Below are 24,450 nucleotides of genomic sequence, written 5' to 3' on the forward strand. Positions count from 1 at the left end.
GGTTCTCGCCCATCTACGACGCACGCATTCGCGCGACGAAGCCGATCGCCCCCATCGTGGACGCGGCCGCGGCCCGAAGCGGCGGACCGCCGGACACCCCGACGCCCCTCCCCCGCAGCCTCTTACCCCCGGGCACTCACCCGGATGAGGAACGCCCCCGGCGCGCGATCGCTGTCGAGCTCGACGAGCAAACCGCGCTCGGGCAGATCGATCTGCACCTGCGTCGAGGCCTGGCACGGCAGCAGCAGCGGCTCGCCGATGGCCGTCCCCGCGGACGTCGAGATGCGCCCGGTCACCGCCTGGGGTCCGGCGCAGTCGATCGTGACCGCGTATGCGCCGGGGTTGATCGTCTGGTTGTCGCTGCGGAACGGAGCGACGCCGCCCGGGTCGCCGAACGTGCCCCAGGACTGCCAGAGGAAGTCACCGGGTGCGGCGGCGGCCACCTCATCGTCGAAGTACCCCGCCCACGGGTCGGGGGTCACGGACGGCGACGCGGAGGGCGACGACGTCGTCTCGCTCGCGACGGCGCCGGGTGAGGGCGCCGCGTCGTCGTCTCCGGTGCATCCGGTGAGTGCGATGGCCGCTGCGGCGACGGTCGCGAGGGCGCAGATCGTCCTGGTCGAGAGGGACATCCGGCGATCCTAGGCGCCCGCGGCCGCCCGGGCCAGGGTGTGGACGATTCCGGATGCCGAGCCCCGGCCCGTCATCCGCGCGGCGTCAGCTCCACCCACTGCCCGCCGAACTTCGGCGCGCGGCCGTCGCCCGACGAGGTGCCGGCCAGGCGACGTCGCACCCACGGCGCGACGTGCTCGCGGTAGTAGGCCGAGCCCCTCAGCCGCTCGATCTCGGGGATCTCGCGCAGGCGCCACCACTCCTCCGGTGCCGCCAGACCGACCGACTCCAGCACCCGCGCGGCGACGCGGTGATGTCCACGGGTGTTCATGTGCAGTCGGTCGATCGACCAGAACTCCCCGCCGGCGAGCTCGCGGTCGAACCAGTTGTACGCCGTGATGACGTCGGCGCGCGACGCGAGGCGTTCCTCGACGGCTTTCGACAGCCGGTCGCCGCGCACCTGCAGCACGCGCCCGAGGGGAAGCCCCGCCGAGGGGTTGGCCCCCGAGAGCACGATCAGCTGCACCCCCTCGTCGTCGCACCGGCGCAGCACATGCTCGAACAGGCCGACGATGCGCTCGAGGTCGGCGCGCGGACGCAGCATGTCGTTGCCCCCGCCGTTGAACGACAGGTGCGTCGGCTTCAGCGCCAGCGCCGGTTCGAGCTGCTGTTCGACGATCGGCTCGATGAGCTTGCCGCGGATCGCGAGGTTCGTGTACTCGATCGGTTCGCCGGTGGCATCCGCCCATCCCTGAGCGGCGAGGTCGGCCCACCCCCGCACGGTTCCGTCGGGCAGTTCGTCGCCGACTCCTTCGGTGAACGAGTCGCCGATCGCGACGTAGCGGACGGATGCCATGGGTCGAGCCTACGCGCGAGATCCACCTCGTCGAGTGTCCACGACACGCCGCGTCCGTCGGGGCGAGCACGGCGTGTCCTGGACACTCGACGGTGTGTGGCGACGGTTCACGCCAGCGCGCGACCCCGCTGCTCGCGCAAGAACAGCGCGGCGAGCGCGGCGACGGGTCACGCCAGCGCGCGTCCCCGCTGCTCGCGCGAGAACAGCGCGGCGAGCACGGCGACGGTTCACGCCAACGTGCGACCCCGCTGCTCGCGTAAGAACAGGGCCGCGACCACGGCGACGGCGAAGAACGCCGCGAAGACGATGAACAGCACCGGGGCGCCGCCGAGGGCGAGCAGTGGCGGCACCGCCAGCGGGGCGAGGATCGAGGCGATCCGTCCCACCCCGGCCGCCCACCCGGCACCCGTTGCGCGCAGCGCCGTCGGGTACGTCTCGGGCGTGGCGGCGTACAGGGCGCCCCAGGCGCCCAGGTTGAAGAACGACAGCATCATGCCCGTGGCGATCAGCGACACCTCGCCCGACGCGGTGCCGAACAGCACCGCAGCGACGGCCGAACCCGCGAGGAAGGTGGCGAGCGTCGCGCGCCGGCCCCACGCCTCGATGAGCCACGCGGCGACCGCGTACCCGGGCAGCTGCGCGAGAGTGATGATGAGCGTGAAGCCGAACGAGCGAACGAGGTCGTAGCCCTGGGCGACGAGGATCGTCGGGATCCAGATGAAGGCGCCGTAGTACGAGAAGTTGACGCAGAACCACAGCACCCACAGGCTCGCCGTGCGCGCGCGGAGCGACCGCGACCACAGGGCGCCCACGCGAGCGCGCGGGGCGGGAGCGGATGCCGCGACCCCCTCCGACGAGGGTTCGAGCGAGATGCGCCCGGCGGCAGCCTCGAGATCGCGCACGATGGCGACCGCCTCGCTGTTGCGGCCGCGCGAGGCAAGCCAACGCGGCGACTCGGGGAGTCCCCACCGCACGATGAGGGCGTACACGGCGGGGATCGCGCCGAGTGCGAACGCCCACCGCCACCCGTCGGCCGACGCGGGGACGACGAAATACCCGATGAGTGCGGCGGCGGTCCACCCGACGGCCCAGAACGCTTCGAGGAACACGATCAGGCGCCCGCGGATGCGCGCCGGCGCGAACTCGCTCACGTAGGTCGAGGCCACGGGCAGCTCCGCGCCGAGGCCCAGCCCCACCACGAAGCGCAACACCAGCAGGGCACCGAGGCCCCCGACCAGGGCGCTCGCCCCGGTTGCCACGCCGTAGACCAGCAGCGTCAGGGCGAACACCTGGCGTCGACCGAAACGGTCGGCCAGCAGCCCGCCGAGGCTCGCCCCGATCGCCATCCCGGCGAAGCCCGCCGAGGCGATCCACGACGCCTGCGTGGGCGCGAGCTGCCACTGCACCGCCAATGCGGCGATGACGAACGAGATGAGCCCGACATCCATGGCATCCAGAGCCCAGCCCAGACCCGACCCCGTGAGGATCTTGCCGTGACGGCGGGTGAACGGCAGCGCGTCGAGGCGTTCGGACACCCGCACGGTGTCGGTCGTCGTGGTCACCGGATGCCGGGCAGGTCGGCGTCGACGGAGAGATCGGTGTCGGCGAGCATCTCGCGCACCAGCGGAAGCACGCGGGTACCGTACAGCTCGATGCCCGACATGAGTCGGTCGTGCGAGATGGAACCGCTGGCGAACTTCATCTGGAAGCGCGAGGCGCCGAGCACGCGCACGGTGGCGGCGATCTTGGTGGCCACGGTCTCGGGCGAACCGATGTACATCGAGCCCTCGGGGCCGACGTCCTGCTGGAAGCGCAGGCGGTTGTAGGCGGGCCAGCCGCGTTCCCGACCGATCGTCGTGTTCAGCTCGGCGACGCCCTCGTACGCCTCGTCCCACGCCTGCTGGTCGGTCTCGGCGACGTGGCCGGGCGAGTGCACCGAGATCGGCATGGCGGGCTTGCCGAGCTCCTGCAACGAGCGGCGGTACAGATCGGCGAAGGGGCGGAACCGGGCCGACGATCCGCCGATGATGGCGAGCACGAGGCCGTAGCCGTAGCGGGCGGCGCGCACGACCGACTCCGGCGACCCGCCGACGCCGACCCACGCCTTCAGGCCGTTCTCGGTCTTGGGGTACACGTCGGCATCCTGGAGACCGGCCCGCGTGCGTCCCGACCAGGTGACGGGCTTCTCGTCGAGCAGCAGCGAGAACAGCTCGAGCTTCTCTTCGAACAGCTGCTCGTAGTCGCCGAGGTCGTAGCCGAAGAGCGGGAACGACTCGATGAACGACCCGCGCCCGAGGATGACCTCGGCGCGACCGTTCGAGACGGCGTCGAGCGTGGCGAACCGTTCGTAGACGCGCACCGGGTCGTCGGACGACAGCACGGTCACCGCGGTGCCGAGATGGATGTTCGAGGTGCGGGCCGCTGCGGCGGCGAGCACGATCTCGGGGCTCGTGACCGCGAAGTCCTTGCGGTGGTGCTCCCCCACGCCGAAGAACGACAGGCCCACCTGATCGGCGAGCACGGCCTGCTCGACGACGTTGCGGATGGTCTGTGCGTCGGACTGGAGCGACCCGTCAGGGCCGCGCGAGATGTCTCCGAAGGTATCGAGGCCGAGCTCGACGGGGGTGGCGTCCATGGGGTCTCCTTGCATTCGGATGAATGAACTTTACGCGAGGACGAAACATTCCCCGCATCGGCGGAGGGGCGCCGCGATCGCGACGCCCCTCCCCTCGCTCAGCCGGAGGCCAGAGCCGCCCGTAGCGTGTCGAGACCGACACCGCCGATGTCGAGCGCGCGCGTGTGGAACTGCTTCATCGAGAAGTCGGCGCCGCGGCGCTCCTGCTCCTCGTCGCGCACCTGCTCCCAGATGCGCTGGCCGACCTTGTAGGCCGGCGCCTGCCCGGGCCAGCCGAGGTAGCGGTTGACCTCGAAACGCACGAACTCCTCGCTCATGTTGACGTTCTTCAGCATGAACGCCAGGGCGTAGTCGTGGTCCCACGTGCCGGTTCCGTCGAGGCGCGGCTTGCCGAGGTGCACGCCGATGTCGAGCACAACGCGCGCCGCGCGCATGCGCTGACCGTCGAGCATGCCGAGGCGATCGGCCGGGTCGTCGAGGTAGCCCAGCTGCTCCATCAGACGCTCGGCGTACAGCGCCCAGCCCTCGGCGTGACCGCTCGTGCCGGCCAGCAGTCGCCGCCACGAGTTGAGCTCGGCGCGGTTGTAGACGGCCTGCGCGATCTGCAGGTGGTGCCCCGGAATACCCTCGTGGTAGACCGTGGTCAGCTCGCGCCAGGTGTCGAAGGTGTCGACGCCCTCGGGCACCGACCACCACATGCGCCCCGGGCGCGAGAAGTCGTCGGTCGGACCGGTGTAGTAGATGCCGCCCTCGTTGGTGGGGGCGATCATGCACTCGAGCGTGCGGATGGGCTCCGCGATGTCGAAGTGGGTGCGGCCGAGCTCGGCGACGGCGTGGTCGCTCGTGCGCTGCATCCATTCCTGCAGGGCCTTCGTGCCGTGCAGCTTGCGCGACTCGTCCTTCTCGAGGAAGGCCACGGCCTCTTCGACGCTCGCACCGGGGAGGATCTCGTTCGTGATCGCCTCTTGCTCGGCGACCATGCGGGCGAGCTCTTCGACGCCCCAATCGTAGGTCTCGTCGAGGTCGATCTCGGCGCCGAGGAATTGTCGGGAGTGCAGCGCGTACATCTCGCGTCCCACACCGTCGACGTCCCCCGCGACCGGGGCGAGCTCCGACGACAGGAACGAGGCCAACGCGTCGTACGCCACGCGCGCGGCTCCCGCGTTCTGGTCGAGATCGCGGGCGAGCGAGGCGGGGAGCTGTCCCTCGGCCGGAGCGGCATTGCCGACGAACTCGGCGAAGAAGCCCGTGTCGGCGGTGTAGCGGCCGATCTGCGTCACCACCTCGGTCACCTGCCGGCGCGCGGGGACGACGCCCTCGGCGATGCCCCGACGCAGGGTTTCGACGTAGCCGTCGATCGCGGCGGGCAGGGCGCGCAGGCGCTGCGAGATCGTCGCCCAGTCGTCGGTGGTGGCGGTGGGCATGAGGTCGAAGGTCGCGCGGATGTCCTGCGCGGGCGAGGCGATGACGTTCAGGTCGCGCAGGTGCGTGCGCGCCGCGTGCTGCTCGATCATCAGATCGAGTTCGCGCACGAGGTCCATCTGCGTGACGGTGTCGATCGCGTCGACGGGCTGGGCCGCCTCGAGGGCGGCCTTCGCCGTACGCGCCTCGGCCACGAGGGCATCGGTGCCCTCGGGGCTGTAGTCGCCGAAGCGGCCGTTGTGCTCGTCGCGTCCGATGTACGTCGCCAGGGTGGGTACGCGCTCGGCCAGGGTGTCGACCCACGCGTCGGCGATCGTGTCGATCGGCGTGGGGGTGCGTTGTGCGTCAGTCATCTTTCGAGCCTAGGCAAGCCGGGGCGCAGATGCACCTCGGCCCCGGATCGCGCCGGATGCCGATACGGCAGATGACGCACGGTCGAGGGCGCCCGGGTGTGCGAACGCGCCGGAGCGAGCGGCCCGCGGCGCCGGTGCGGCAGCGTCGTCCGTGCGCCGAGGCGTGCGGCCCTCGGCCCCGGCGCGGAATCGCTGCCCGTGCCCCGCGTCAGTGCCCGGCTTCGTCCCAGTCCGCGCCGCGACCGATCTGCACGTCGAGCGGCACGGTGAGCTGGGCGGCGTCGGCCATGCGCGCACGCACGATCTGCTCCACGGCATCCCACTCCCCCGTCGCCACCTCGACGACGAGCTCGTCGTGGATCTGCAGCAGCACACGCGAGCGCAGACCCGCGGATGCCAGCTCGCCGCTGATGCGGAACAGCGCGACCTTCATGATGTCGGCGGCGCTGCCCTGGATGGGGGCGTTGAGGGCTGCGCGCTCGGCGTTCTCGCGCAGCACGCGGTTCATGCTGGTGAGGTCGGGGAACGGGCGGCGGCGGCCGAAGATCGTCTCGGTGTAGCCGTCTTGGCGGGCCTGCTCCACCGACCCCCGCAGGTAGTCGCGGACGGCGCCGAAGCGGGCGAAGTACTCGAGCATGAGCTTCTTCGCCTCGGACTGCTCGATGCGCAGCTGCTTCGACAGCCCGAACGCCGACAGGCCGTATACGAGGCCGTACGACATGGCCTTGACCTTGGTGCGCATGGCCGGGGTGACCTCGGCGGGGTCGACGCCGAAGACGCGCGCGCCGACGAAGCGGTGGAGGTCTTCGCCCGAGTTGAACGCCTCGATCAGCCCGGGGTCGCCCGACAGGTGCGCCATGATGCGCATCTCGATCTGCGAGTAGTCGGCGGTGAGTAGGGTTTCGTACCCCTCGCCGACCTCGAAGGCCGCGCGGATGCGGCGACTCTCTTCGGTGCGGATCGGGATGTTCTGCAGGTTGGGGTCGGTGCTCGACAGGCGCCCCGTCTGGCTGCCGGTCTGCACGTAGGTCGTGTGGATGCGCCCGTCGGCGCCGGTGGCCGCGTCGAGTGCGTCGATGATCTGCTTGAGCTTGGTCGCCTCGCGGTGCTTGAGCAGCAGGTCGAGGAACGGGTGCGGCGCGCTCTCTTGCAGGTCGGCGAGGGCGGCGGCGTCGGTCGTGTAGCCGCTCTTCGTCTTGCGCGTCTTCGGCAGCTGCAGCTCGTCGAACAGCACCTCTTGCAGCTGCTTGGGGGAACCGAGGTTCACCTCGTGGCCGATCGCCGCGTAGGCGTCACGGGCGAGCGCGTCGGCTCGCGCGCCGAGCTCGGCCGAGAAGCTCGACAGCTTCTCGTGCGAGACCGCGACACCGGCGAGCTCCATGTCGGCCAGGGCGGTGAGCGAGGGCAGCTCGATGTCGTCGAGCACCTCGGCGACGCGCGCGGGCATGTCGGCGCGCTGCGCCTCGGCCACGCGGCGGATGAACCACGCGAGCTGGCCGGGCGTGGCGCCCTCGGTCTCGGGGACGAGCTGCGTGGGGTCGGCTTCGGGGAGCTTCTCGTCGAGGAAGCGCTCGACGAGGTCGCCCAGCGTCTTGTCGGGGAAGCTGGGGCGCACGAGCCAGCCGGCCAGGATGACGTCGGAGGCGATGCCACGCAGGGTCACGTCTTCGCGGGCGAGCGCCTTGATCTGGGGCTTGGCATCGGCCAGGACCTTGGGGGCCTCGGAGGCCAACCACTCGGCGAGGGAGCCACGGACCGCGGGGGTCCACGCGGCCTCGACCGCGGCGTCGGCGGTCGCCAGACCGAGGTACGCCGGTCGGCCGCCCTCGAGGGTGAGGGACAGTCCCACGGGGCCCGTGGCGCCCGTCGCCCACTCGGCGAGAGCCGTGGCGTCGAGGGTGGCGGGAGTGGGCGCGGTCGCCGTGGGCCGAGCCTCGTCGACGGCATCGCCCGGGTCGCCACCGAGGGCGTCGAACACGCGCGGCAGAAGCGTACGGAACTCGAGGCGCGCGAAGATGTCGCGCACGGCCTGCGCGTCGAGCGGCTGCATCGCGAGGTCGCCGGGGGCCTTGTCGAGCTCGACGTCGCGCAGCAGACGGTTGAGGGTGCGGTTGCGCCGCACGCCGTCGATGTGCTCGCGCAGGTTGCCGCCGACGACGCCGGTGATCTTGTCGGCGTTGTCGAGCAGGGCATCGAGCGAGCCCCACTGGGTCAGCCACTTCACGGCGGTCTTCTCGCCGACCTTGGGCACACCCGGCAGGTTGTCGCTGGTCTCACCGACCAGGGCGGCGATCTCGGGGTACTGCGCCGGCGGCAGGCCGTACTTCTCGATGACGGCGGCGGTGTCGTAGCGCTTCAGCTGCGACACGCCCTGCACGTTCGGATACAGCAGCGTGACGTCGTCGGTGACGAGCTGGATGGTGTCGCGGTCGCCCGAGCACACGAGCACGGTGAAACCCTCGGCCTCACCCTGCGTGGCGAGGGTGGCGAGGATGTCGTCGGCCTCGAAGTCCTCTTTCGCGAGCACGGGGACGCCCATCGCCCGCAGGCAGTCCTGCAGCAGCGGGATCTGGCCCTTGAACTCGGCGGGAGACTCGCTGCGGTTCGCCTTGTACTCGGCGTACTCGCGCGTGCGGAACGACTGCCGCGAGGTGTCGAACGCCACGGCCAGGTGCGTCGGCTTCTCGGCCTTCACGAGGTTGACGAACATCGACAGGAAGCCGTAGATGCCGTTGGTGTGCTGTCCGTCCTTCGTGGAGAAGTTGTCGACGGGCAGCGCGTAGAACGCGCGGTAGGCCAGCGAGTGGCCGTCGACGACGAGGAGAGTAGGCTTTTCGGCATCCGTCACTCCTCCAGCGTAACGAGTGCCACGGACACTCCCCCGGTCCCGGCCCGACGAAGGCGATGATGACGTCCACACCCTCCGACTCCGTGTCCGGCCTCGACTGGGCGAAGCTGCGCGGAATGGGCGCCCTCGCCGAGAAGATGGGCCTCGAGTGGGTCGAGTTCACCGTCGAGCGGTGCGTGGCCACCATGCCCGTCGAGGGCAACACTCAGCCGGTCGGCCTGCTGCACGGGGGCGCCTACGTCGTGCTCGGCGAGTCGCTGGGATCGATGGCCGCCAACCTGCACGCGGGTCCGGGGCGCCTGGCCGTCGGCATCGACATCAACGCCACGCACACGCGCTCCGCCACCTCGGGCCATGTCACCGGCGTCTGCACACCGATCCACCTGGGCCGTTCGCTGACGGTGCACGAGATCGCGATCTCCGACGAGCAGGGCCGCCGTTGCTCGACGGTGCGCATCACGAACATGATCAAGGACGCCCCCGCGCGCTGATCGTGGTCGCGCGCGCGGCCCTTGCCGTCGCGCTGACAGGCTCGGCCCCTCCGCCGACCCCCTCCCCCGGGAACGAAAAATGGATGCCACCGGAGTGGCATCCATTTCGCGAGAGGTCTCGTCAGCCCTTCTTGGGGGCCAGCTGCTCGATGATCGCCTTCGCGACGTCCTGCATGGTCAGGCGGCGGTCCATCGACGCCTTCTGGATCCAGCGGAAAGCCTCGGGCTCGCTGAGGCCCATCTTCTCGTTGAGCAGGCCCTTGGCCCGGTCGACGAGCTTGCGGGTCTCGAAGCGCTCGACCATGTCGGCGACCTCGGCCTCGAGCGTGATGATCTGCTCGTAGCGGGCGAGGGCGATCTCGATGGCGGGAAGCAGGTCGTTCGGCGTGAAGGGCTTCACCACGTACGCCAGGGCGCCGGCCTCGCTGGCACGCTCGACGAGCTCCTTCTGGCTGAAGGCGGTGAGCAGCACCACGGGGGCGATGTGGTTCTTGCTGAGCTTCTCGGCGGCGCTGATGCCGTCGAGCTGCGGCATCTTGACATCCATGATCACGAGATCGGGACGCAGCTCGGTGGCGAGCTGCACGGCGGTCTCGCCGTCGCCCGCTTCGCCCACGACGTCATAGCCGTTGTCGCGCAGGATCTCGACGATGTCGAGGCGGATGAGCGACTCGTCTTCGGCCACGACGACGCGTCGAGGTGCGTTCGGAGCGCTGGCCGGAACGGCTTCTTGATCAGTCACGGAACCATCCTAAGTCTGGGAGGGGACAATCCCCCGGATCGCAGCCCCCGATCGCACGGGATGCTGTCGCGGGTACCGGTGGTGGGACTCGAACCCACACGTCTTTCGACAGAGCATTTTGAGTGCCCCGCGTCTGCCATTCCGCCACACCGGCAGGTGTTGCGTTCCCAATCTACCGGGCGGGAACGAAGGCGACGCGCGCCGGAATGAACCGGCGCGCGTCGTCGGGACTCAGACGTCCTGGTAACCGGGAGCCGCACCGTGCACGGCGTCGCCGACGCGGTGCACGCGCAGGTCGTTGGTCGAGCCCGCGATTCCGGGAGGGGAACCCGAGATGACCACGACCTTGTCGCCGACCTTGGCCAGGTCGTTCGACAGCAGGTAGTCGTCGACCTGCAGGAACATCTTGTCGGTGTGCGACACGTGCTCCACCAGCGTGGAGCGCACGCCCCACGTCAGCGCCAGGCGGCGGCGGATGCCGGGCTCGGGCGTGAACGCGATCATGGGGATGGTCGCACGCAGGCGCGACATGCGACGCGCCGAGTCGCCGGACTCGGTGAAGACGCAGAGGTACTTGGCCTCGACGAAGTCGGCGACCTCGACGGCGGCGAGGGTGATCGCGCCGCCCTGGGTGCGCGGCTTGTTGGTCAGCGGCGCGATGCGATCGAGGCCGTGCTCCTCGGTGGACTCCACGATGCGCGCCATGGTCTCGACGACCACGACCGGGTAGTCGCCGACGCTGGTCTCGCCCGAGAGCATGACAGCGTCCGCACCGTCGAGGACGGCGTTGGCGACGTCGCTGGTCTCGGCGCGGGTGGGCACCGGGCTGGTGATCATCGATTCGAGCATCTGCGTCGCGACGATGACGGGCTTCGCCATGCGGCGGGCCAGCTCGACGGCGCGCTTCTGCACGATCGGCACGGCCTCGAGCGGCAGCTCGACGCCCAGGTCGCCACGGGCGACCATGATGCCGTCGAAAGCGTCGATGATCTCTTCGAGGTTGTCGACCGCCTGCGGCTTCTCGATCTTGGCGATGACGGGGACGTAGCGTCCCTCTTCGGCCATGATCTCGTGCACGCGGGTGATGTCGCTGGCGTCGCGGACGAACGACAGCGCGATCAGATCGGCGCCGGCGTTGAGGCCCCAGCGCAGATCGGCTTCGTCCTTCTCGCTCAGCGCGGGCACGTTGACGGCCACGCCGGGCAGGTTGATGCCCTTGTTGTTCGAGACCGGACCGCCGACGATGACCTTGGTGGTCACGACGGTGCCGTCGGTCTCGACGACCTCGACGCGGACCTTGCCGTCGTCGATCAGCAGGAAGTCGCCGGGGCGGACGTCCTGCGGAAGGCCCTTGAACGTGGTGCCGACGATCTCTTTGGTGCCGAGGATGTCTTCGATGGTGATCTTGAAGATGTCGCCGGGCAGCAGGTCGTGGGGGCCGTTCTCGAACTTGCCGAGGCGGATCTTCGGGCCCTGGAGGTCGACGAGGGCGGCGACCGGGCGACCGGCGTCTTCTGCCGCCTTGCGCACGTTGGCGAAGTTGGCATCGTGCACGGAGTAATCTCCGTGGCTCAGGTTGAGGCGGGCGACATCCACACCGGCGTCGATGATGGCGCGAACCATCTCATACGACGACGTGGCGGGCCCGAGTGTTGCGACGATCTTGGCGCGTCTCATCCGGTTTCAAGCTCCGTGAAATTTTCGGGAAGTGGCCGATCGGCCCTTGCCAGCTTAGGTGGGCAGAAGGCCGATGGCGACATCGGTCGGGCGCACCGGTGCGGGCAGCACCGTCTCGCCCATGAGGAACGTGTCGACCTCGGCGGCGGCCGCACGGCCCTCGGCGATGGCCCACACGATGAGGGACTGGCCGCGACCCGCGTCGCCGGCGACGAACACGCCCGGCGTCGAGGTCGCGTACGTGGCATCGCGTTCGACGTTGCCGCGATCGGTGAACCGCGTGCCCAGCTGGTCGCTGAGGTGCGCGCTCTCCGGGCCGGTGAAGCCCATGGCGATCAGCACGAGGTCGGCGGGGATCTCGCGCTCGGTGCCGCTCTTGGGCACACGGCGGCCGTCGAGGTACTCGGTCTCGGCGACCCGCAGGGCCCGGACCTCGCCCGCGGCGTTGCCGAGGAACTCGACGGTCGACGCGAGGAAGGAGCGCTCCCCGCCCTCTTCGTGGGCCGAGGCCATCTCGAAGAGGTTCGGCATCATCGGCCACGGCTGGTTCTCGGGGCGCTCCGACGGCGGCTGCTTGCCGATGGCGAGGTTCGTCACGCTCAGCGCGCCCTGACGGTGCGCGGTGCCGATGCAGTCGGCGCCCGTGTCGCCACCGCCGATGACGACGACGTGCTTGCCCTCGGCCGAGATCTGCTGCGGCACCTGGTCGCCGGCGACGGCCTTGTTGCCCTCGATGAGGTACTCCATGGCGTAGTGCACGCCGTCGAGGTCGCGGCCAGGGATCGCCAGGTCGCGCGGCAGGGTCGAACCGGTGGCCACCACGACGGCGTCGTAGCGCGCCCGCAGGTCGCTCCACGAGATGTCTTTGCCGATCTCGACGCCCGCGCGGAAACGCGTGCCCTCGGCCTGCATCTGGCGCAGTCGCAGCTCGAGGTGGCGCTTCTCCATCTTGAAGTCGGGGATGCCGTAGCGCATGAGGCCGCCGATGCGGTCGTCGCGCTCGAACACGGCCACCGTGTGACCCGCACGCGTCAGCTGCTGTGCCGCGGCGAGGCCGGCGGGACCGGAGCCCACGACGGCGACGGTCTTGCCGGTGAGGCGCTCGGGCGGCTCGGCCTCGACCCAGCCGTTCGAGAAGGCCTCGTCGATGATCGAGACCTCGACCTGCTTGATCGTCACGGCGGGCTGGTTGATGCCCAGCACGCACGAGCTCTCGCAGGGCGCCGGGCAGAGCCGACCGGTGAACTCGGGGAAGTTGTTCGTCGCGTGCAGGCGCTCGATGGCGGCACGGCCCTCGCCCCGCCACGTGAGGTCGTTCCACTCGGGGATCAGGTTGCCGAGCGGGCAGCCCTTGTGGCAGAACGGGATGCCGCAGTCCATGCAGCGCCCGGCCTGGCGTTTGATGACGGCCGAATCCCCCGGCTCGTACACCTCTTTCCAGTCCATGATGCGCACGGGCACCGGTCGACGCTTGGGGAGCTCGCGCTCCGTCGTCTTGAGAAAGCCCTTCGGGTCAGCCACCCGTCACCTCCAGAATGCGCTTCCAGACGACGTCGCCGTCGGGGTCGAGCCCCTCGGCAACCGCCTCCTGGCGGGTCTGCAGCACGGCGGCGTAGTCGCGTGGCAGCACCCGGACGAAATTGTCCACCTCGGTCTCGAAGTCGTCGAGCAGACGACGGGCGAGGGTGGAATCGGTCTCTGCGACGTGCTTCTCGAGCAGGTCGCGCAGGATCTCGGCATCCCCGGATCCGAGGGCGCCCAGAACGAGCTCGCCGGATGCCAGGGCCTCGCGGTTCACGAGGTCGCTGTCGAGTCGGTAGACGTAGGCCTGGCCGCCCGACATGCCGGCGCCGAGGTTGCGGCCCGTGTCGCCGAGGATGACCGCGAGCCCACCGGTCATGTACTCGAGCGCGTGGTCGCCCACGCCCTCGACGACCGCCGTCGCGCCGGAGTTGCGCACGAGGAACCGCTCGCCGACGACGCCGTTGAGGAACATCTGCCCCTGCGTGGCGCCGTAGCCGATGACGTTTCCGGCGATGACGTTCTCGGAGGCCGCGAACGACGAGCCGCGCGGCGGCCGCACGACGATCGTCCCGCCCGACAGACCCTTGCCGACGTAGTCGTTGGAGTCGCCTTCGAGGCGCAGCGTGATGCCGGCGGGCATGAACGCACCGAACGACTGTCCGGCCGAGCCGGTCAGACGCACGTCGATCGAGTTCTCGGGCAGACCGTGCTCGCCGCGCGCCTTGGTGACGTGGTGGCCGAGCATGGTCCCGACCGCGCGGGCCGTGTTGCGGATGGGCAGGTCGATCGTGAGCTGACCGCCGTGCGCGATGACGTCCTGCGCGCGCTCGATGAGCTGCACGTCGAAGTGCTCCTCGAGCTCGTGGTTCTGGTTGCGCGCGTGTCGACGCGGTTCGTCGTCGGCGAAGCGGGGTCCCTCGAGGATCGGCGCGAGGTTGAGCCCGCGCGCCTTCCAGTGCTGGATCGCCTCGTTCACGTCGAGCAGGTCGGTGCGCCCGACGATCTCGTCGATCGAGCGGTAGCCGAGGGCGGCGAGGTACTCCCGCACCTCTTGGGCGATGAACTCCATGAAGGTGACGATGTACTCGGCCTTGCCGGTGAAGCGCGAGCGCAGCACGGGGTTCTGCGTCGCGACGCCCACGGGGCAGGTGTCGAGGTGGCAGACGCGCATCATGATGCAGCCCGAGACGACGAGGGGGGCGGTCGCGAAACCGAACTCCTCGGCGCCCAGCAGCGCGCCGATCACGACGTCGCGGCCGGTCTTCATCTGCCCGTCGACCTGCACGACCACGCGGTCCCGCATGCCGTTGAGCATGAGCGTCTGCTGCGTCTCGGCCAGGCCGAGCTCCCAGGGCGTACCCGCGTGCTTGAGCGAGTTCATGGGGCTCGCACCCGTCCCGCCGTCTTGGCCCGAGACCAGGATGACGTCGCTGAGCGCCTTGGCGACGCCGGCGGCGACCGCACCGATGCCCGACTGGCTCACGAGCTTGGTGTGGATGCGGGCCGAGGGGTTGGCGCGCTTGAGGTCGAAGATCAGCTGCTTGAGGTCTTCGATCGAGTAGATGTCGTGGTGCGGCGGGGGCGAGATGAGGCCCACGCCCGCGGTCGCGTGGCGCGTCCGCGCCACCCACGGGTACACCTTGGTCGGAGGCAGCTGACCGCCCTCGCCGGGTTTCGCGCCCTGGGCGAGCTTGATCTGGATGTCCTCGGCCTGGGTGAGGTACAGGCTCGTCACACCGAACCGACCGGATGCCACCTGCTTGATGGCGCTGCGACGCTCGGGGTCGAGCAGGCGGTCGACGTCTTCTCCGCCCTCGCCGGTGTTCGACTTGCCGCCGATCCGGTTCATGGCGACCGCCAGGACCTCGTGCGCCTCTTTCGAGATCGAGCCGTAGCTCATCGCACCGGTCGAGAAGCGCTTCACGATGGCCGAGACCGGTTCGACCTCGTCGATCGGCACGGGCGGACGCACGTCGGTGCGCAACGCGAACAGGCCGCGGAGCGTCTTGAGCTCGTGCGCCTGGTCGTCGATGAGATGCGTGTACTCGCGGAAGATGTCGTAGCGGCGCTCGCGCGTCGCGTGCTGCAGGCGGAACACCGTGTCGGGGTTGAACAGGTGCGGGGCACCGTCGCGACGCCACTGGTACTCGCCGCCGGTCCACAGGCGCTCGTGCGCGCGGGCCGCGGCGTCTTGGGGGTAGGCGTACTCGTGGCGCGAGGCGTTCTCGGCGGCGATCACGTCGAGTCCGACACCACCGAGCTTGGACTCGGTGCCGGTGAAGTACGCCTCGACGAAGTCGCGCGACAGACCCACGGCTTCGAACACCTGGGCGCCGGCGTACGACGACACCGTTGAGATGCCCATCTTCGACATGATCTTCAGCACGCCCTTGCCGAGCGCGTAGATCAGGTTCTTGACGGCCTTCTGCGGCGTGACGCCCGTGATGAAGCCCGCCCGCACGAGGTACTCGACGGTCTCCATCGCCAGGTAGGGGTTCACCGCCGACGCGCCGTACCCGATGAGGGTCGCCACGTGGTGCACCTCGCGCACGTCGCCGGCCTCGACGACCAGCCCGACCTTCATGCGCGTCTCTTTGCGGATGAGGTGGTGGTGCACGGCGGCCAGCATGAGCAGCGACGGGATCGGAGCGAGGTCCTTGTTCGAGTCGCGGTCGCTGAGCACGATGAACTCGGCACCGTCTTCGATCGCCTGGTCGACCTCGCTGCACATCTGCGTCAGACGCTTCTGCAGCCCCTTGTGACCGGCCTCGACGCGGTACAGACCGCGGATCGTCACCGACGACCGTCCGCGCAGGGCGGTGTCGATGTGCTGGATCTTGGCGAGCTCGTCGTTGTCGATCACGGGGAAGTCGAGCGTGACCGTGCGGGTGTGGTCGGGTCCCCAGTCGAGCAGGTTGCGCTCCGGACCGAGACCCAGCGACAGCGAGGTGACGACTTCTTCGCGGATCGAGTCGAGCGGCGGGTTGGTGACCTGCGCGAACTGCTGCGAGAAGTAGTCGAACAGCATGCGGGGACGGTCGCTCAGCACGGCGACGGGCGCGTCGCTGCCCATGGCGCCGAGGGGCTCGGCGCCACCCTGACCCATGGGGGTGAGCAGGATGCGCACCTCTTCTTCGGTGTAGCCGAAGGTGCGCTGGCGGCGGGTGATCGAGGCGATCGGGTGCACGATGTGCTCGCGCTCGGGCAGCTCGCTGAGCTTGACGCGGCCCTTGTCGACCCACTCGCCCCACGGCTGCAGGCTCGCGAGCTCGGCCTTGATCTCTTCGTCTTCGACGATGCGGCGCTGGGCCGTGTCGACGAGGAACATGCGACCGGGCTGCAGCCGGCCGCGACGCTTGATGCGCTCGGGCGCGAAATCGAGCACGCCGGTCTCGGAACCGATTACGACGAGGCCGTCGGTGGTCTCGGTCCAGCGACCCGGGCGCAGCCCGTTGCGGTCGAGCGTGGCGCCGACGACCGTGCCGTCGGTGAAGATGAGGGCGGCGGGGCCGTCCCAGGGCTCCATCTGCATGGAGTGGTAGTCGTAGAAGGCGCGCAGATCGGGGTCGATCGTGGCCTGCTTCTCGTACGCCTCGGGGACCATCATCATGATCGCGTGCGGGAGGCTGCGCCCGGTGAGCGTGAGCAGCTCGAGCACCTCGTCGAACGAGGCCGAGTCGCTGGCACCCTCGGTGCAGATCGGCAGCAGCGGACGCACGTCGCCGATGAGCTCGGACTCGAGCTGCGACTGGCGCGCGCGCATCCAGTTGCGGTTGCCCTTGACCGTGTTGATCTCGCCGTTGTGCGCGAGCATGCGCAGCGGCTGCGCGAGCGGCCACGACGGGAAAGTGTTGGTGGAGTACCGCGAGTGCACGACGGCGAGCTCCGAGACGAAGCGCTCGTCCGACAGGTCGGGGTAGAACGGCTCGAGCTGCAGGGTCGTGACCATGCCCTTGTAGCCGAGCGTCCGGCTCGACAGCGACACGAAGTACGCGTCGATCTCGTGGCGTGCGCGCTTGCGCAGGCGGTACACGCGGCGGTCGAGCTCAATCCCCGAGAGGGCGGGCTGATCGCCGACGGCCGGGCGCGCGATGAACAGCTGCTCGAAGGCGGGTCGGGCCTCGTAGGCGAGCTTGCCGAGGTTCTCGTGCTCGACGGGCACCTCGCGCCAGCCAAGGACCTCGAGGTTCTCGTGGCGGGCGATCTCTTCGATCCCCGCCTTCATCGCCGCGCGCTCGTCATGGCCGAGCGGCAGGAAGACCATGCCGGCGGCGTACTCCCCCACCGGCGGCAGGTCGAAGTCGACGACAGCGCGCAGGAAGGAGTCGGGCATCTGGGTGAGAATGCCGGCACCGTCGCCCGTGCCCGCGTCGGAGCCGATGGCCCCACGGTGCTCGAGGTTGCGCAGCGCCGTCAGCGCCAGATCGATGATGTCGTGGCCGGCCACGCCGCGGAGAGTGGCGACCATGGCGAGGCCACAGGCGTCTTTCTCGAACGACGGGTCGTACATTCCCTGGCGGACCGGGAACGTTCCTCCGACGGTGTCGGAACGCAGGCTGGAAGCCATATCAACCGTCCTCACGTTGATGCTTCGAATGGGACGACGTCGGCCCGGAGAATTAGTTCGTGGCGGGGCTGCTTGTGGCGCTGGTGCCGACGGTGTCGCTCGTCGCGGGCGGCTCGCTCACGTCGACGAAGTCAGAAGGGTCGCCTGAGTCTACAGCCCCGGGAGCCTTGCTCTCGCGACCGGGGACGTAGGGCGACGGCTCCAGGCCGAGGTGACGACGCGACTGCACGGCGAAGATCACGATGCCCAGGACGACGCCGAAGATGGCCGCCCAGACGTTCGTGCGCAGGCCCAGGATGATCTCGCTGGGGTCGATTCGGATGGATTCCCAGACGATACGGCCCGCGGAGTACCAGACGAGGTAGATCGCGAACTGCTTGCCCCACTGCAGGGCGAAGCGCTTTCCCGCCCACAGGATGACGGCGGCGCCGAGCAGGTTCCAGAGGACTTCGTAGAGGAAGGTCGGCTGGAAAAGCGTGCCGGTTGGCAGTCCGACGGGGATGGCCGGGTTGCCCGCGGCGATTTCGAGGCCCCAGGGAAGGTCGGTGGGCTGACCGAAGAGCTCCTGGTTGAACCAGTTGCCGAAGCGGCCCATGGCCTGGGCGATGATGAGCCCGGGAGCGAGTGCGTCGGCGAAGGTCCAGAACCGGATGCCGGTCCACTTGCAGCCGAGGAACGCGCCGATGGCGCCGCCGATCAGTGCGCCGTAGATGGCGATGCCGCCCTCCCAGATGGCCCACACGGAGCCCGGCTCGGTGATGTTCCATGGGTTGGATCCCGGACCGAAGTAGAAGCCCGGGTGCGTGACGACGTGGTAGATGCGTGCGACCACGATCGCGAGCGGGACCGCCAGCAGGCAGATGTCGATGACGACCCACTTCTCGGCGCCACGACGCGTCAGACGCGCGTTCGTGAGGAAGATCGCGACGATGATTCCCGCGACGATGCACAGGGCATAGAAGTGGATGCGGAGCGGACCCAGGTCGACGTAGGAGATCGTCGGGCTCGGGATGCTGGCGAGCACGCCGGAGGCGGCGCTCGAGAGGGCGATGGTCATGGCTTCGAGTTTAGGTCTACGACAGCGCATCGACCGCGAGATCGCCTCAGCTGTGTCGGCGGGCCCGTACGCGCATGGGTCCTCGAGACGATCATCCTCGGGCCGACACGGGCCCGAGGATGATCGCGTCTCGGATGATCTACTTCAGCCAACCGGGCGCGACCGGTGCGGACTTCACGCACGCGGGGCTCGTGCTGGTGCTGTCACAGCTGACCAGAATGCTGCTCACGCCACCGGTGCCTTCTTTTGCGGAGATGATCGACGTCGCGGCCGCTTCCCACGATTTGTCGCTGTTCTCAGCGCGGAATCGCCACGTCCCGGTCACCTCACGTACCACCTGGGCTCGCACGATCCACCCGAACGATCGGGGCGGCACCGAGATGGCCATGCTGCCGGAGGTTCCCGAGAGGTCCGACCATCCCTCGGTGGTGGCCAGTGACCACCCTGCGGTGGCCGCGATGCTCCCGAACGGATCGAAGTTGAATGTCAGCGTCGATCCGACGGAGTACGTGGATTGGACCGACTGTGTCACCGTCTTGCTCGCATTCCAGCCGAGTGTGAGAGTCGACGCGAGCGACCCGTCGTTGTACGAGTACCCGCTGACCAGTTGGGGGGCGTCGAGTCGAGCTTGCTTGACGGTTCCCTGCACGTATTCGCACGTGGCCAGGTGCAAAGACGGCTCGTTGCACGACTTCAGTGCCGCCTGCGTCATGATGTCGGTGAGAAGAGCCTCGCTCGCTCCCGTGATCTGGATGGACTGGTGATCGAAGCCGCCGCACATCTTCATCTGAACCGGAGCACGGTCGGCGTGCGGGGTGTCGTACACGCCGGACTTCACGTCCATGCACCTCCCGGTCGCAAGAGAACGGATCCAGTAACCGCCGTCCGTCCCTGGGGAGAGAATCCACGATTGAGCCTTCTTCGCCGTATCGCACGCTTCGCGGTAGGCCAGAGGGAAATCGATGTCGTTGTTTCCCGCCACCAGGCATTCGCCGGTGCCGACGTTCTTGATGTGGAGAACGCCATCACCCTGGTCGAGGAACGACCACTTCGCGCGGGTGTCCGCGTACGCTTTCGAGGCGACCAGGGTCGCCCCGAAGTCGGGGTCGGCGATCAGGGACATCCCCTGCGAGGAGGCAAGGGTGAGGTCGCACAGAAGCGTGGTGCAGTTCGAGGCCTGCGCTCCGATCACCGTCAAGGTCGACGCCGGTGTCTCGTAGTAGCGCCCGTTCGCTTTGAACACGGCCTTGAACTGCACGCCTGAGTTCGAGGACGTCACCGCAGCAGACGGCAGAACGAGCGTGCTGAAGGTCGCCCCCGCCTCGATCCGGTTCGAGGGTGTCTCGCCGGCCGCGGCGTACGCCGCCATGCTGGGGTGCTTGTACAGCCACTGGACCTGCGCATTCTCCACCGGGACGGTTGCAACGAAGCCCGCAGCCGCACCGGGCATGCTGTATCGCGACGGCGAGATGACCGCCGGCTGGACGGATGAGGAGCCGATCGACAACGTCACCGATCGCGTCGTGGCCTGTGCCGATCCCGAGGTGAAGACCGCCCTGAACTCCGTTCCCGCGTTCGAGAAGGTCGTGGCGCTCGGCGCGAGGATGAGAGTGCGCGATCTCGCGGTCGATTCGCCGGCCGGGGCGAAGCCCGGCATCGAGGGGTGCCGGTAGAACCATTGGACTGTCGCGGATGGGACGCTCGCGTCGGCGGTGAATCGCACTTCGTCGCCGATTCGCGCCGTCGCGTTGTCGGGCTGTCTGACGATCGCGAAGTCTCGAGAGGACCTCACCGTGAGCGTGGCGACGGCGCTCTCGATGGACTGGGACGAGTTGCGGAACACCGCCTTGAACTGAACGCCGTTGTTCGCGATGATCACGGACGATGAGGGGAGGACGAGCGTGGGGGCCTGCGCCGTGGGCTCTCCCGCGGCGGCGAAGGCGGTCATCGACGGATGACGGAAGTACCACTGCACAGTGGCGTTCGACAGGTTCGACTCCGCTGTGAAGCTGACCGAGTCGCCGACGACGGCGTCGGCGTTCTCGGGTTGGGTGACGACGGCGTTCTGGGCGGCGTGAGCCGCGGCGCTCGGCGAGAACATCGCGAGGCAGAGGAAGACGACGATCACGCGGAGCGATGTCTTCCGATCGAGGTTTCTGATGGTGCTCTCCTCCTCAGTCAGTGGCGTGTCTGATGGTAGGGAGCGGTGCGCGGCCCGTGGGGTGATTTCACCCCTCGCCAGCCCGGTCTCCGGAAGCAGAATCCCGTCGCCTGTCGACCGCGTGCGAGCGGGAAGCGAGTAGGGTCGATCGGCCCGTCGGCGAATCGTCGCTCGGATCGCCTGGAAAAAGGTCAGGACGTCCCGCCGAGGCATCGACGGTCGAGGTATGCCGTCGCGGTCCTGCGATCGTGACGAGTCCGAGCGGATCGGAGTCGGCGCGGCAGTCGCTGGGCGGCGCCCGGCCCGCTCAGGAGACCGGACCGGTCGCGGTGGCCGGTCTCAGACGGAGCGCCGCACCGTGCCCGCGGTGAGCTCTCGCGCGAGGGTGCCGAGTGCCTCTAGGCCCCCATCGCGCAGTGCTTTCACCAGAGCTGTACCCACGATGGCGCCGTCGGCGTACTCGACAACGCCGGCCACCTGCTCGGCGTTCGAGATGCCGATGCCGACGCAGGCGTACGCTGCGCCATAGGATCGCAGCCGCTGAACGAGGCCGCGCGCGGCGGCATCCAATTGCGTCCGCTCGCCGGTGATGCCCATGGTCGAGACCGTGTAGACGAAGCCCGTGGAGGCGCCGACGATCATCTCGAGGCGCTCGTCCGATGAGGTGGGGGCGGCGAGGAACACCCGGTCGAGGCCGGTGCGCTCGCTCGCGGCGATCCACTCGGCCGCGGCATCCGGGGTGATGTCGGGGGTGATGAGCCCCGCTCCCCCGGCGCCGACGAGGTCGTCGGCGTAGCGGTCGACGCCGTACTGCTCGACGAGGTTCCAGTACGTCATGACCAGCACCGGCACGTCGGTGCGGGCGGTGACCTCGCGGATGATCGTGAACAGGTCGCGCATGCGGAACCCGTTCGCCAGCGCCGTCTGGGTGGCCTCCTGAATGACGAGGCCGTCCATGACGGGATCGCTGTAGGGCGGGCCGAGCTCGATGACGTCGGCGCCGGCCTCGGCCAGCGCCACAGCGGCCTCGATGCTCGTGGCGACGTCGGGGAAGCCCGCGGGCAGGTAGCCGACGAAGGCGCCCCGACCCTCGGCGTGGGCGGCCTCGATGGCCGCGGCGACGCGAGAGGTCACAGCTCCACTCCCGCACCGCTCGCGGCATCCGGAGCCGGCGTCACCTCGACGGGCGAACCCGGGGCCGCGGCCACGGTCTCTGCGGCGTGCGTCTGCGCGCCGCCCTCGGGGCCCTCGGTCGCGTGCTCGGCGTCGTACAGGTCGAAGTAGCGCGCGGCGGTGTCCATGTCTTTGTCGCCGCGCCCCGAGAGGTTGATCGCGATGATGGCGTCGGGGCCCAGCTCGCGCCCCACGCGCAGCGCTCCGGCGAGGGCGTGCGCCGACTCGATGGCGGGGATGATGCCCTCGGTGCGCGACAGCAGACGCAGGGCCTGCATGGCCTCGTCGTCGGTGGCGGGGATGTACTGCGCCCGGCCGATGTCGGCGAGCCACGCGTGCTCGGGGCCGACGCCCGGGTAGTCGAGACCCGCCGAGATCGAGTGCGACTCGGTCGTCTGCCCGTCTTCGTCCTGCAGCACGTAGGTGCGCGCGCCGTGCAGCACGCCGGGGCGGCCCCGGCCGATGGATGCCGCGTGCTTGGGCGTGTCGACGCCGTCACCGGCGGCTTCGACGCCGTAGAGCGCGACGCCCTCGTCGTCGAGGAACGCGTCGAACATGCCGATCGCGTTGGACCCGCCGCCGACGCAGGCGAAGACGGCGTCGGGGAGGCGGCCGAGGCGCTCGAGGAACTCGGCGCGCGTCTCTTCGCCGATGATCTTCTGGAAGTCGCGCACCATTGCGGGGAACGGGTGCGGGCCCGCGGCGGTGCCGAAGATGTAGTTGGTCGTCTCGACCGAGGCCACCCAGTCGCGGTACGCCTCGTTGATGGCGTCCTTCAGCGTGCGCGAGCCGGTCGTGACGGGCACGACCTCGGCGCCGAGCAGTCGCATGCGGGCGACGTTCAAGGCCTGACGCTCGGTGTCGACCTCGCCCATGTACACGACGCACTCGAGGCCGAACAGGGCCGCGGCGGTCGCGGTGGCGACGCCGTGCTGGCCGGCGCCGGTCTCGGCGATCACGCGCGTCTTGCCCAGGCGCTTGGTGAGCAGAGCCTGGCCGAGCACGTTGTTGATCTTGTGCGAGCCGGTGTGGTTGAGGTCTTCGCGCTTGAGGAAGATCCGCGCGCCGCCGGCGTGCTCGGCGAAGCGCGGCACCTCGGTGAGGACCGAGGGGCGGCCCGCGTAGTCGTGCAGCAGCGCGGTCAGCTCGGTGTGGAAGGCCGGGTCGGCCATCGCCGACTCGTAGACCGCGGTGAGCTCGTCGATGGCGGCGATGAGCGATTCGGGCATGTAGCGGCCGCCGAAGTCGCCGAAGAACGGCCCCTTCTGATCGCGCAGCTTCTGATCGCGCACGGTGGTCATGAGGTCTCCTGGAGGAACGCGCGGAGCGTGGCGACGGGGTCGCCGGTGACGAGGGCCTCGCCCACGAGCACGACGTCCGCACCCGCGGCGCGGTAGTGGGCCACATCGGCGGGGGTGAGCACGGCCGATTCGGCGATCTTGGTCGCGTCGGCCGGGAAGCGGTCGGCGAGGGAGCCGAACAGGTCGCGGTCGAGCTCGAAGGTCGAGAGGTTGCGGGCGTTGACGCCGATGAGCCTGGCTCCGATGTCGGCGGCGCGCTCCAGCTCGTCGGCCGAGTGCGTCTCGACGAGGGCGGTCATCCCGAGCTCGTTCGTGAGCGTGTACAGCTCACCCAGCGTCTTCTGGTCGAGCGCGGCGAGGATCAGCAGCACCAGGTCGGCGCCCGATGCGCGGGCCTCGAGCACCTGGTACGGCGTGGCGATGAAGTCCTTGCGCAGGACCGGCACGTCGACCGCCGCGCGGACGGCTTCGAGGTCGGCGAGGCTTCCCTTGAATTTGCGGCCCTCGGTGAGCACGGAGATCGCCGAGGCGCCGCCCTGCTCGTACAGCCGGGCCTGGAGCGCGGGATCGGGGATGTCGGCGAGATCGCCGCGCGAGGGGCTCGCGCGCTTGACCTCGGCGATGATCTTCACCCGGTCGGCGGGGGCGAGCAGCGCCAGCGCGTCACGCGCCGGCGACTGCGCGAGCGCGTCGCGCTCGACCGACGCCAGCGAGCGCGTGCTTTCGCGCTTCTGCGCGTCTTCGACTGCCCCGGCCGTGAGATCGGCCAGCACGGTCAGTGCGCCTTCGGGTTGGACTTCGCGCCGTTCGCGCCGTAGCCGGCCTTGGACATGGCCCAGCCCACGATGGCACCGACGACGAGCAGACCCACCGAGGCCCACACGAGCACGGGCAAGTCGAGCCAGAAGAACAGCGTGCCGAATGCGAAGGCGGCGAGCATGATGATCACGGCCGTCCAGGCGGCGGGCGAGTGTCCGTGGCCGGGATCGCCGATGGGGTTGCTCATGGGGCTCCTTACAGTCGCGCGCGGG

The 24,450-nt window shown here is 69.5% G+C and carries 17 protein-coding genes and 1 tRNA gene; 1 reads left to right on the forward strand and 17 read right to left on the reverse strand.

All coding sequences use genetic code 11. From position 1 onward, the window contains the following. Positions 1 to 122: 122 nt before the first annotated feature. The 6 genes from IFU40_RS05135 to polA all read right to left on the reverse strand — a co-directional run bounded on the left by IFU40_RS05135 (position 123) and on the right by polA (position 8,726). Positions 123 to 632 carry a hypothetical protein gene (locus IFU40_RS05135; protein ID WP_191925625.1) on the reverse strand — a complete coding sequence of 170 codons (510 nt, stop codon included), beginning with the start codon at positions 630 to 632 and terminating at the stop codon, positions 123 to 125. 71 nt (positions 633 to 703) lie between these two features. After that, positions 704 to 1,468: an SGNH/GDSL hydrolase family protein gene (locus IFU40_RS05140; protein WP_191925626.1), complete on the reverse strand. Its 765-nt coding sequence runs from the start codon at positions 1,466 to 1,468 to the stop codon at positions 704 to 706. Between the two features lie 227 nt (positions 1,469 to 1,695). Beyond that, on the reverse strand, positions 1,696 to 3,030 hold the full coding sequence (locus IFU40_RS05145) for an MFS transporter (protein WP_191925627.1): 1,335 nt from the start codon (positions 3,028 to 3,030) through the stop codon (positions 1,696 to 1,698). Next, positions 3,027 to 4,103: an LLM class flavin-dependent oxidoreductase gene (locus tag IFU40_RS05150; RefSeq protein WP_191925628.1), complete on the reverse strand. Its 1,077-nt coding sequence runs from the start codon at positions 4,101 to 4,103 to the stop codon at positions 3,027 to 3,029. The genes IFU40_RS05145 and IFU40_RS05150 overlap by 4 nt, the downstream gene beginning before the upstream one ends. Before the next feature lie 98 nt (positions 4,104 to 4,201). After that, positions 4,202 to 5,878: a DUF885 domain-containing protein gene (locus tag IFU40_RS05155; protein WP_191925629.1), complete on the reverse strand. Its 1,677-nt coding sequence runs from the start codon at positions 5,876 to 5,878 to the stop codon at positions 4,202 to 4,204. A 208-nt stretch (positions 5,879 to 6,086) separates the two neighbouring features. After that, the gene (gene polA / locus IFU40_RS05160; protein ID WP_191925630.1) at positions 6,087 to 8,726 is read right to left on the reverse strand and encodes a DNA polymerase I; all 2,640 of its coding nucleotides are present in this window, start codon (positions 8,724 to 8,726) and stop codon (positions 6,087 to 6,089) included. A 59-nt stretch (positions 8,727 to 8,785) separates the two neighbouring features. On the opposite strand from polA, the gene IFU40_RS05165 reads away from it, so the two are divergent. Continuing rightward, positions 8,786 to 9,217 (forward strand): hotdog fold thioesterase, encoded by a 432-nt coding sequence (locus IFU40_RS05165; RefSeq protein ID WP_191925631.1) that lies wholly within the window; start codon positions 8,786 to 8,788, stop codon positions 9,215 to 9,217. A 121-nt stretch (positions 9,218 to 9,338) separates the two neighbouring features. On the opposite strand, the gene IFU40_RS05170 is transcribed toward IFU40_RS05165, so the two are convergent. The 11 genes from IFU40_RS05170 to IFU40_RS05220 form a co-directional block, all read right to left on the reverse strand. Beyond that, complete coding sequence (locus tag IFU40_RS05170; protein ID WP_055940193.1) at positions 9,339 to 9,959, reverse strand: ANTAR domain-containing response regulator; 621 nt, start codon at positions 9,957 to 9,959, stop codon at positions 9,339 to 9,341. Between the two features lie 73 nt (positions 9,960 to 10,032). Continuing rightward, positions 10,033 to 10,113, reverse strand: a tRNA-Leu gene (locus tag IFU40_RS05175). A 77-nt stretch (positions 10,114 to 10,190) separates the two neighbouring features. Beyond that, on the reverse strand, positions 10,191 to 11,636 hold the full coding sequence (gene pyk / locus IFU40_RS05180) for a pyruvate kinase (protein ID WP_055837460.1): 1,446 nt from the start codon (positions 11,634 to 11,636) through the stop codon (positions 10,191 to 10,193). Between the two features lie 54 nt (positions 11,637 to 11,690). Continuing rightward, complete coding sequence (locus tag IFU40_RS05185) at positions 11,691 to 13,157, reverse strand: glutamate synthase small subunit (RefSeq protein WP_191925632.1); 1,467 nt, start codon at positions 13,155 to 13,157, stop codon at positions 11,691 to 11,693. Further along, positions 13,150 to 17,727 carry a glutamate synthase large subunit gene (gltB, locus tag IFU40_RS05190; RefSeq protein ID WP_249404102.1) on the reverse strand — a complete coding sequence of 1,526 codons (4,578 nt, stop codon included), beginning with the start codon at positions 17,725 to 17,727 and terminating at the stop codon, positions 13,150 to 13,152. The genes IFU40_RS05185 and gltB overlap by 8 nt, the downstream gene beginning before the upstream one ends. A gap of 52 nt (positions 17,728 to 17,779) precedes the next feature. Beyond that, positions 17,780 to 18,784: a prolipoprotein diacylglyceryl transferase gene (lgt, locus tag IFU40_RS05195; RefSeq protein ID WP_191925633.1), complete on the reverse strand. Its 1,005-nt coding sequence runs from the start codon at positions 18,782 to 18,784 to the stop codon at positions 17,780 to 17,782. Positions 18,785 to 18,923: 139 nt separating this feature from the next. Then, positions 18,924 to 21,158: an RICIN domain-containing protein gene (locus IFU40_RS05200; RefSeq protein WP_191925634.1), complete on the reverse strand. Its 2,235-nt coding sequence runs from the start codon at positions 21,156 to 21,158 to the stop codon at positions 18,924 to 18,926. A 126-nt stretch (positions 21,159 to 21,284) separates the two neighbouring features. Continuing rightward, positions 21,285 to 22,079 carry a tryptophan synthase subunit alpha gene (gene trpA, locus IFU40_RS05205; RefSeq protein WP_191925635.1) on the reverse strand — a complete coding sequence of 265 codons (795 nt, stop codon included), beginning with the start codon at positions 22,077 to 22,079 and terminating at the stop codon, positions 21,285 to 21,287. Beyond that, positions 22,076 to 23,419: a tryptophan synthase subunit beta gene (gene trpB, locus IFU40_RS05210; RefSeq protein WP_055837444.1), complete on the reverse strand. Its 1,344-nt coding sequence runs from the start codon at positions 23,417 to 23,419 to the stop codon at positions 22,076 to 22,078. Before trpB ends, trpA begins: the two co-directional genes overlap by 4 nt. Beyond that, positions 23,416 to 24,192: an indole-3-glycerol phosphate synthase TrpC gene (gene trpC / locus IFU40_RS05215; RefSeq protein WP_191925636.1), complete on the reverse strand. Its 777-nt coding sequence runs from the start codon at positions 24,190 to 24,192 to the stop codon at positions 23,416 to 23,418. The genes trpB and trpC overlap by 4 nt, the downstream gene beginning before the upstream one ends. 2 nt (positions 24,193 to 24,194) lie before the next feature. Further along, positions 24,195 to 24,425 carry a DUF6704 family protein gene (locus tag IFU40_RS05220; protein ID WP_055837438.1) on the reverse strand — a complete coding sequence of 77 codons (231 nt, stop codon included), beginning with the start codon at positions 24,423 to 24,425 and terminating at the stop codon, positions 24,195 to 24,197. Between the last annotated feature and the right edge of the window lie 25 nt (positions 24,426 to 24,450).

It is taken from the genome of Microbacterium sp. CFBP 13617 (assembly GCF_014839445.1).
Classification (GTDB): domain Bacteria; phylum Actinomycetota; class Actinomycetes; order Actinomycetales; family Microbacteriaceae; genus Microbacterium.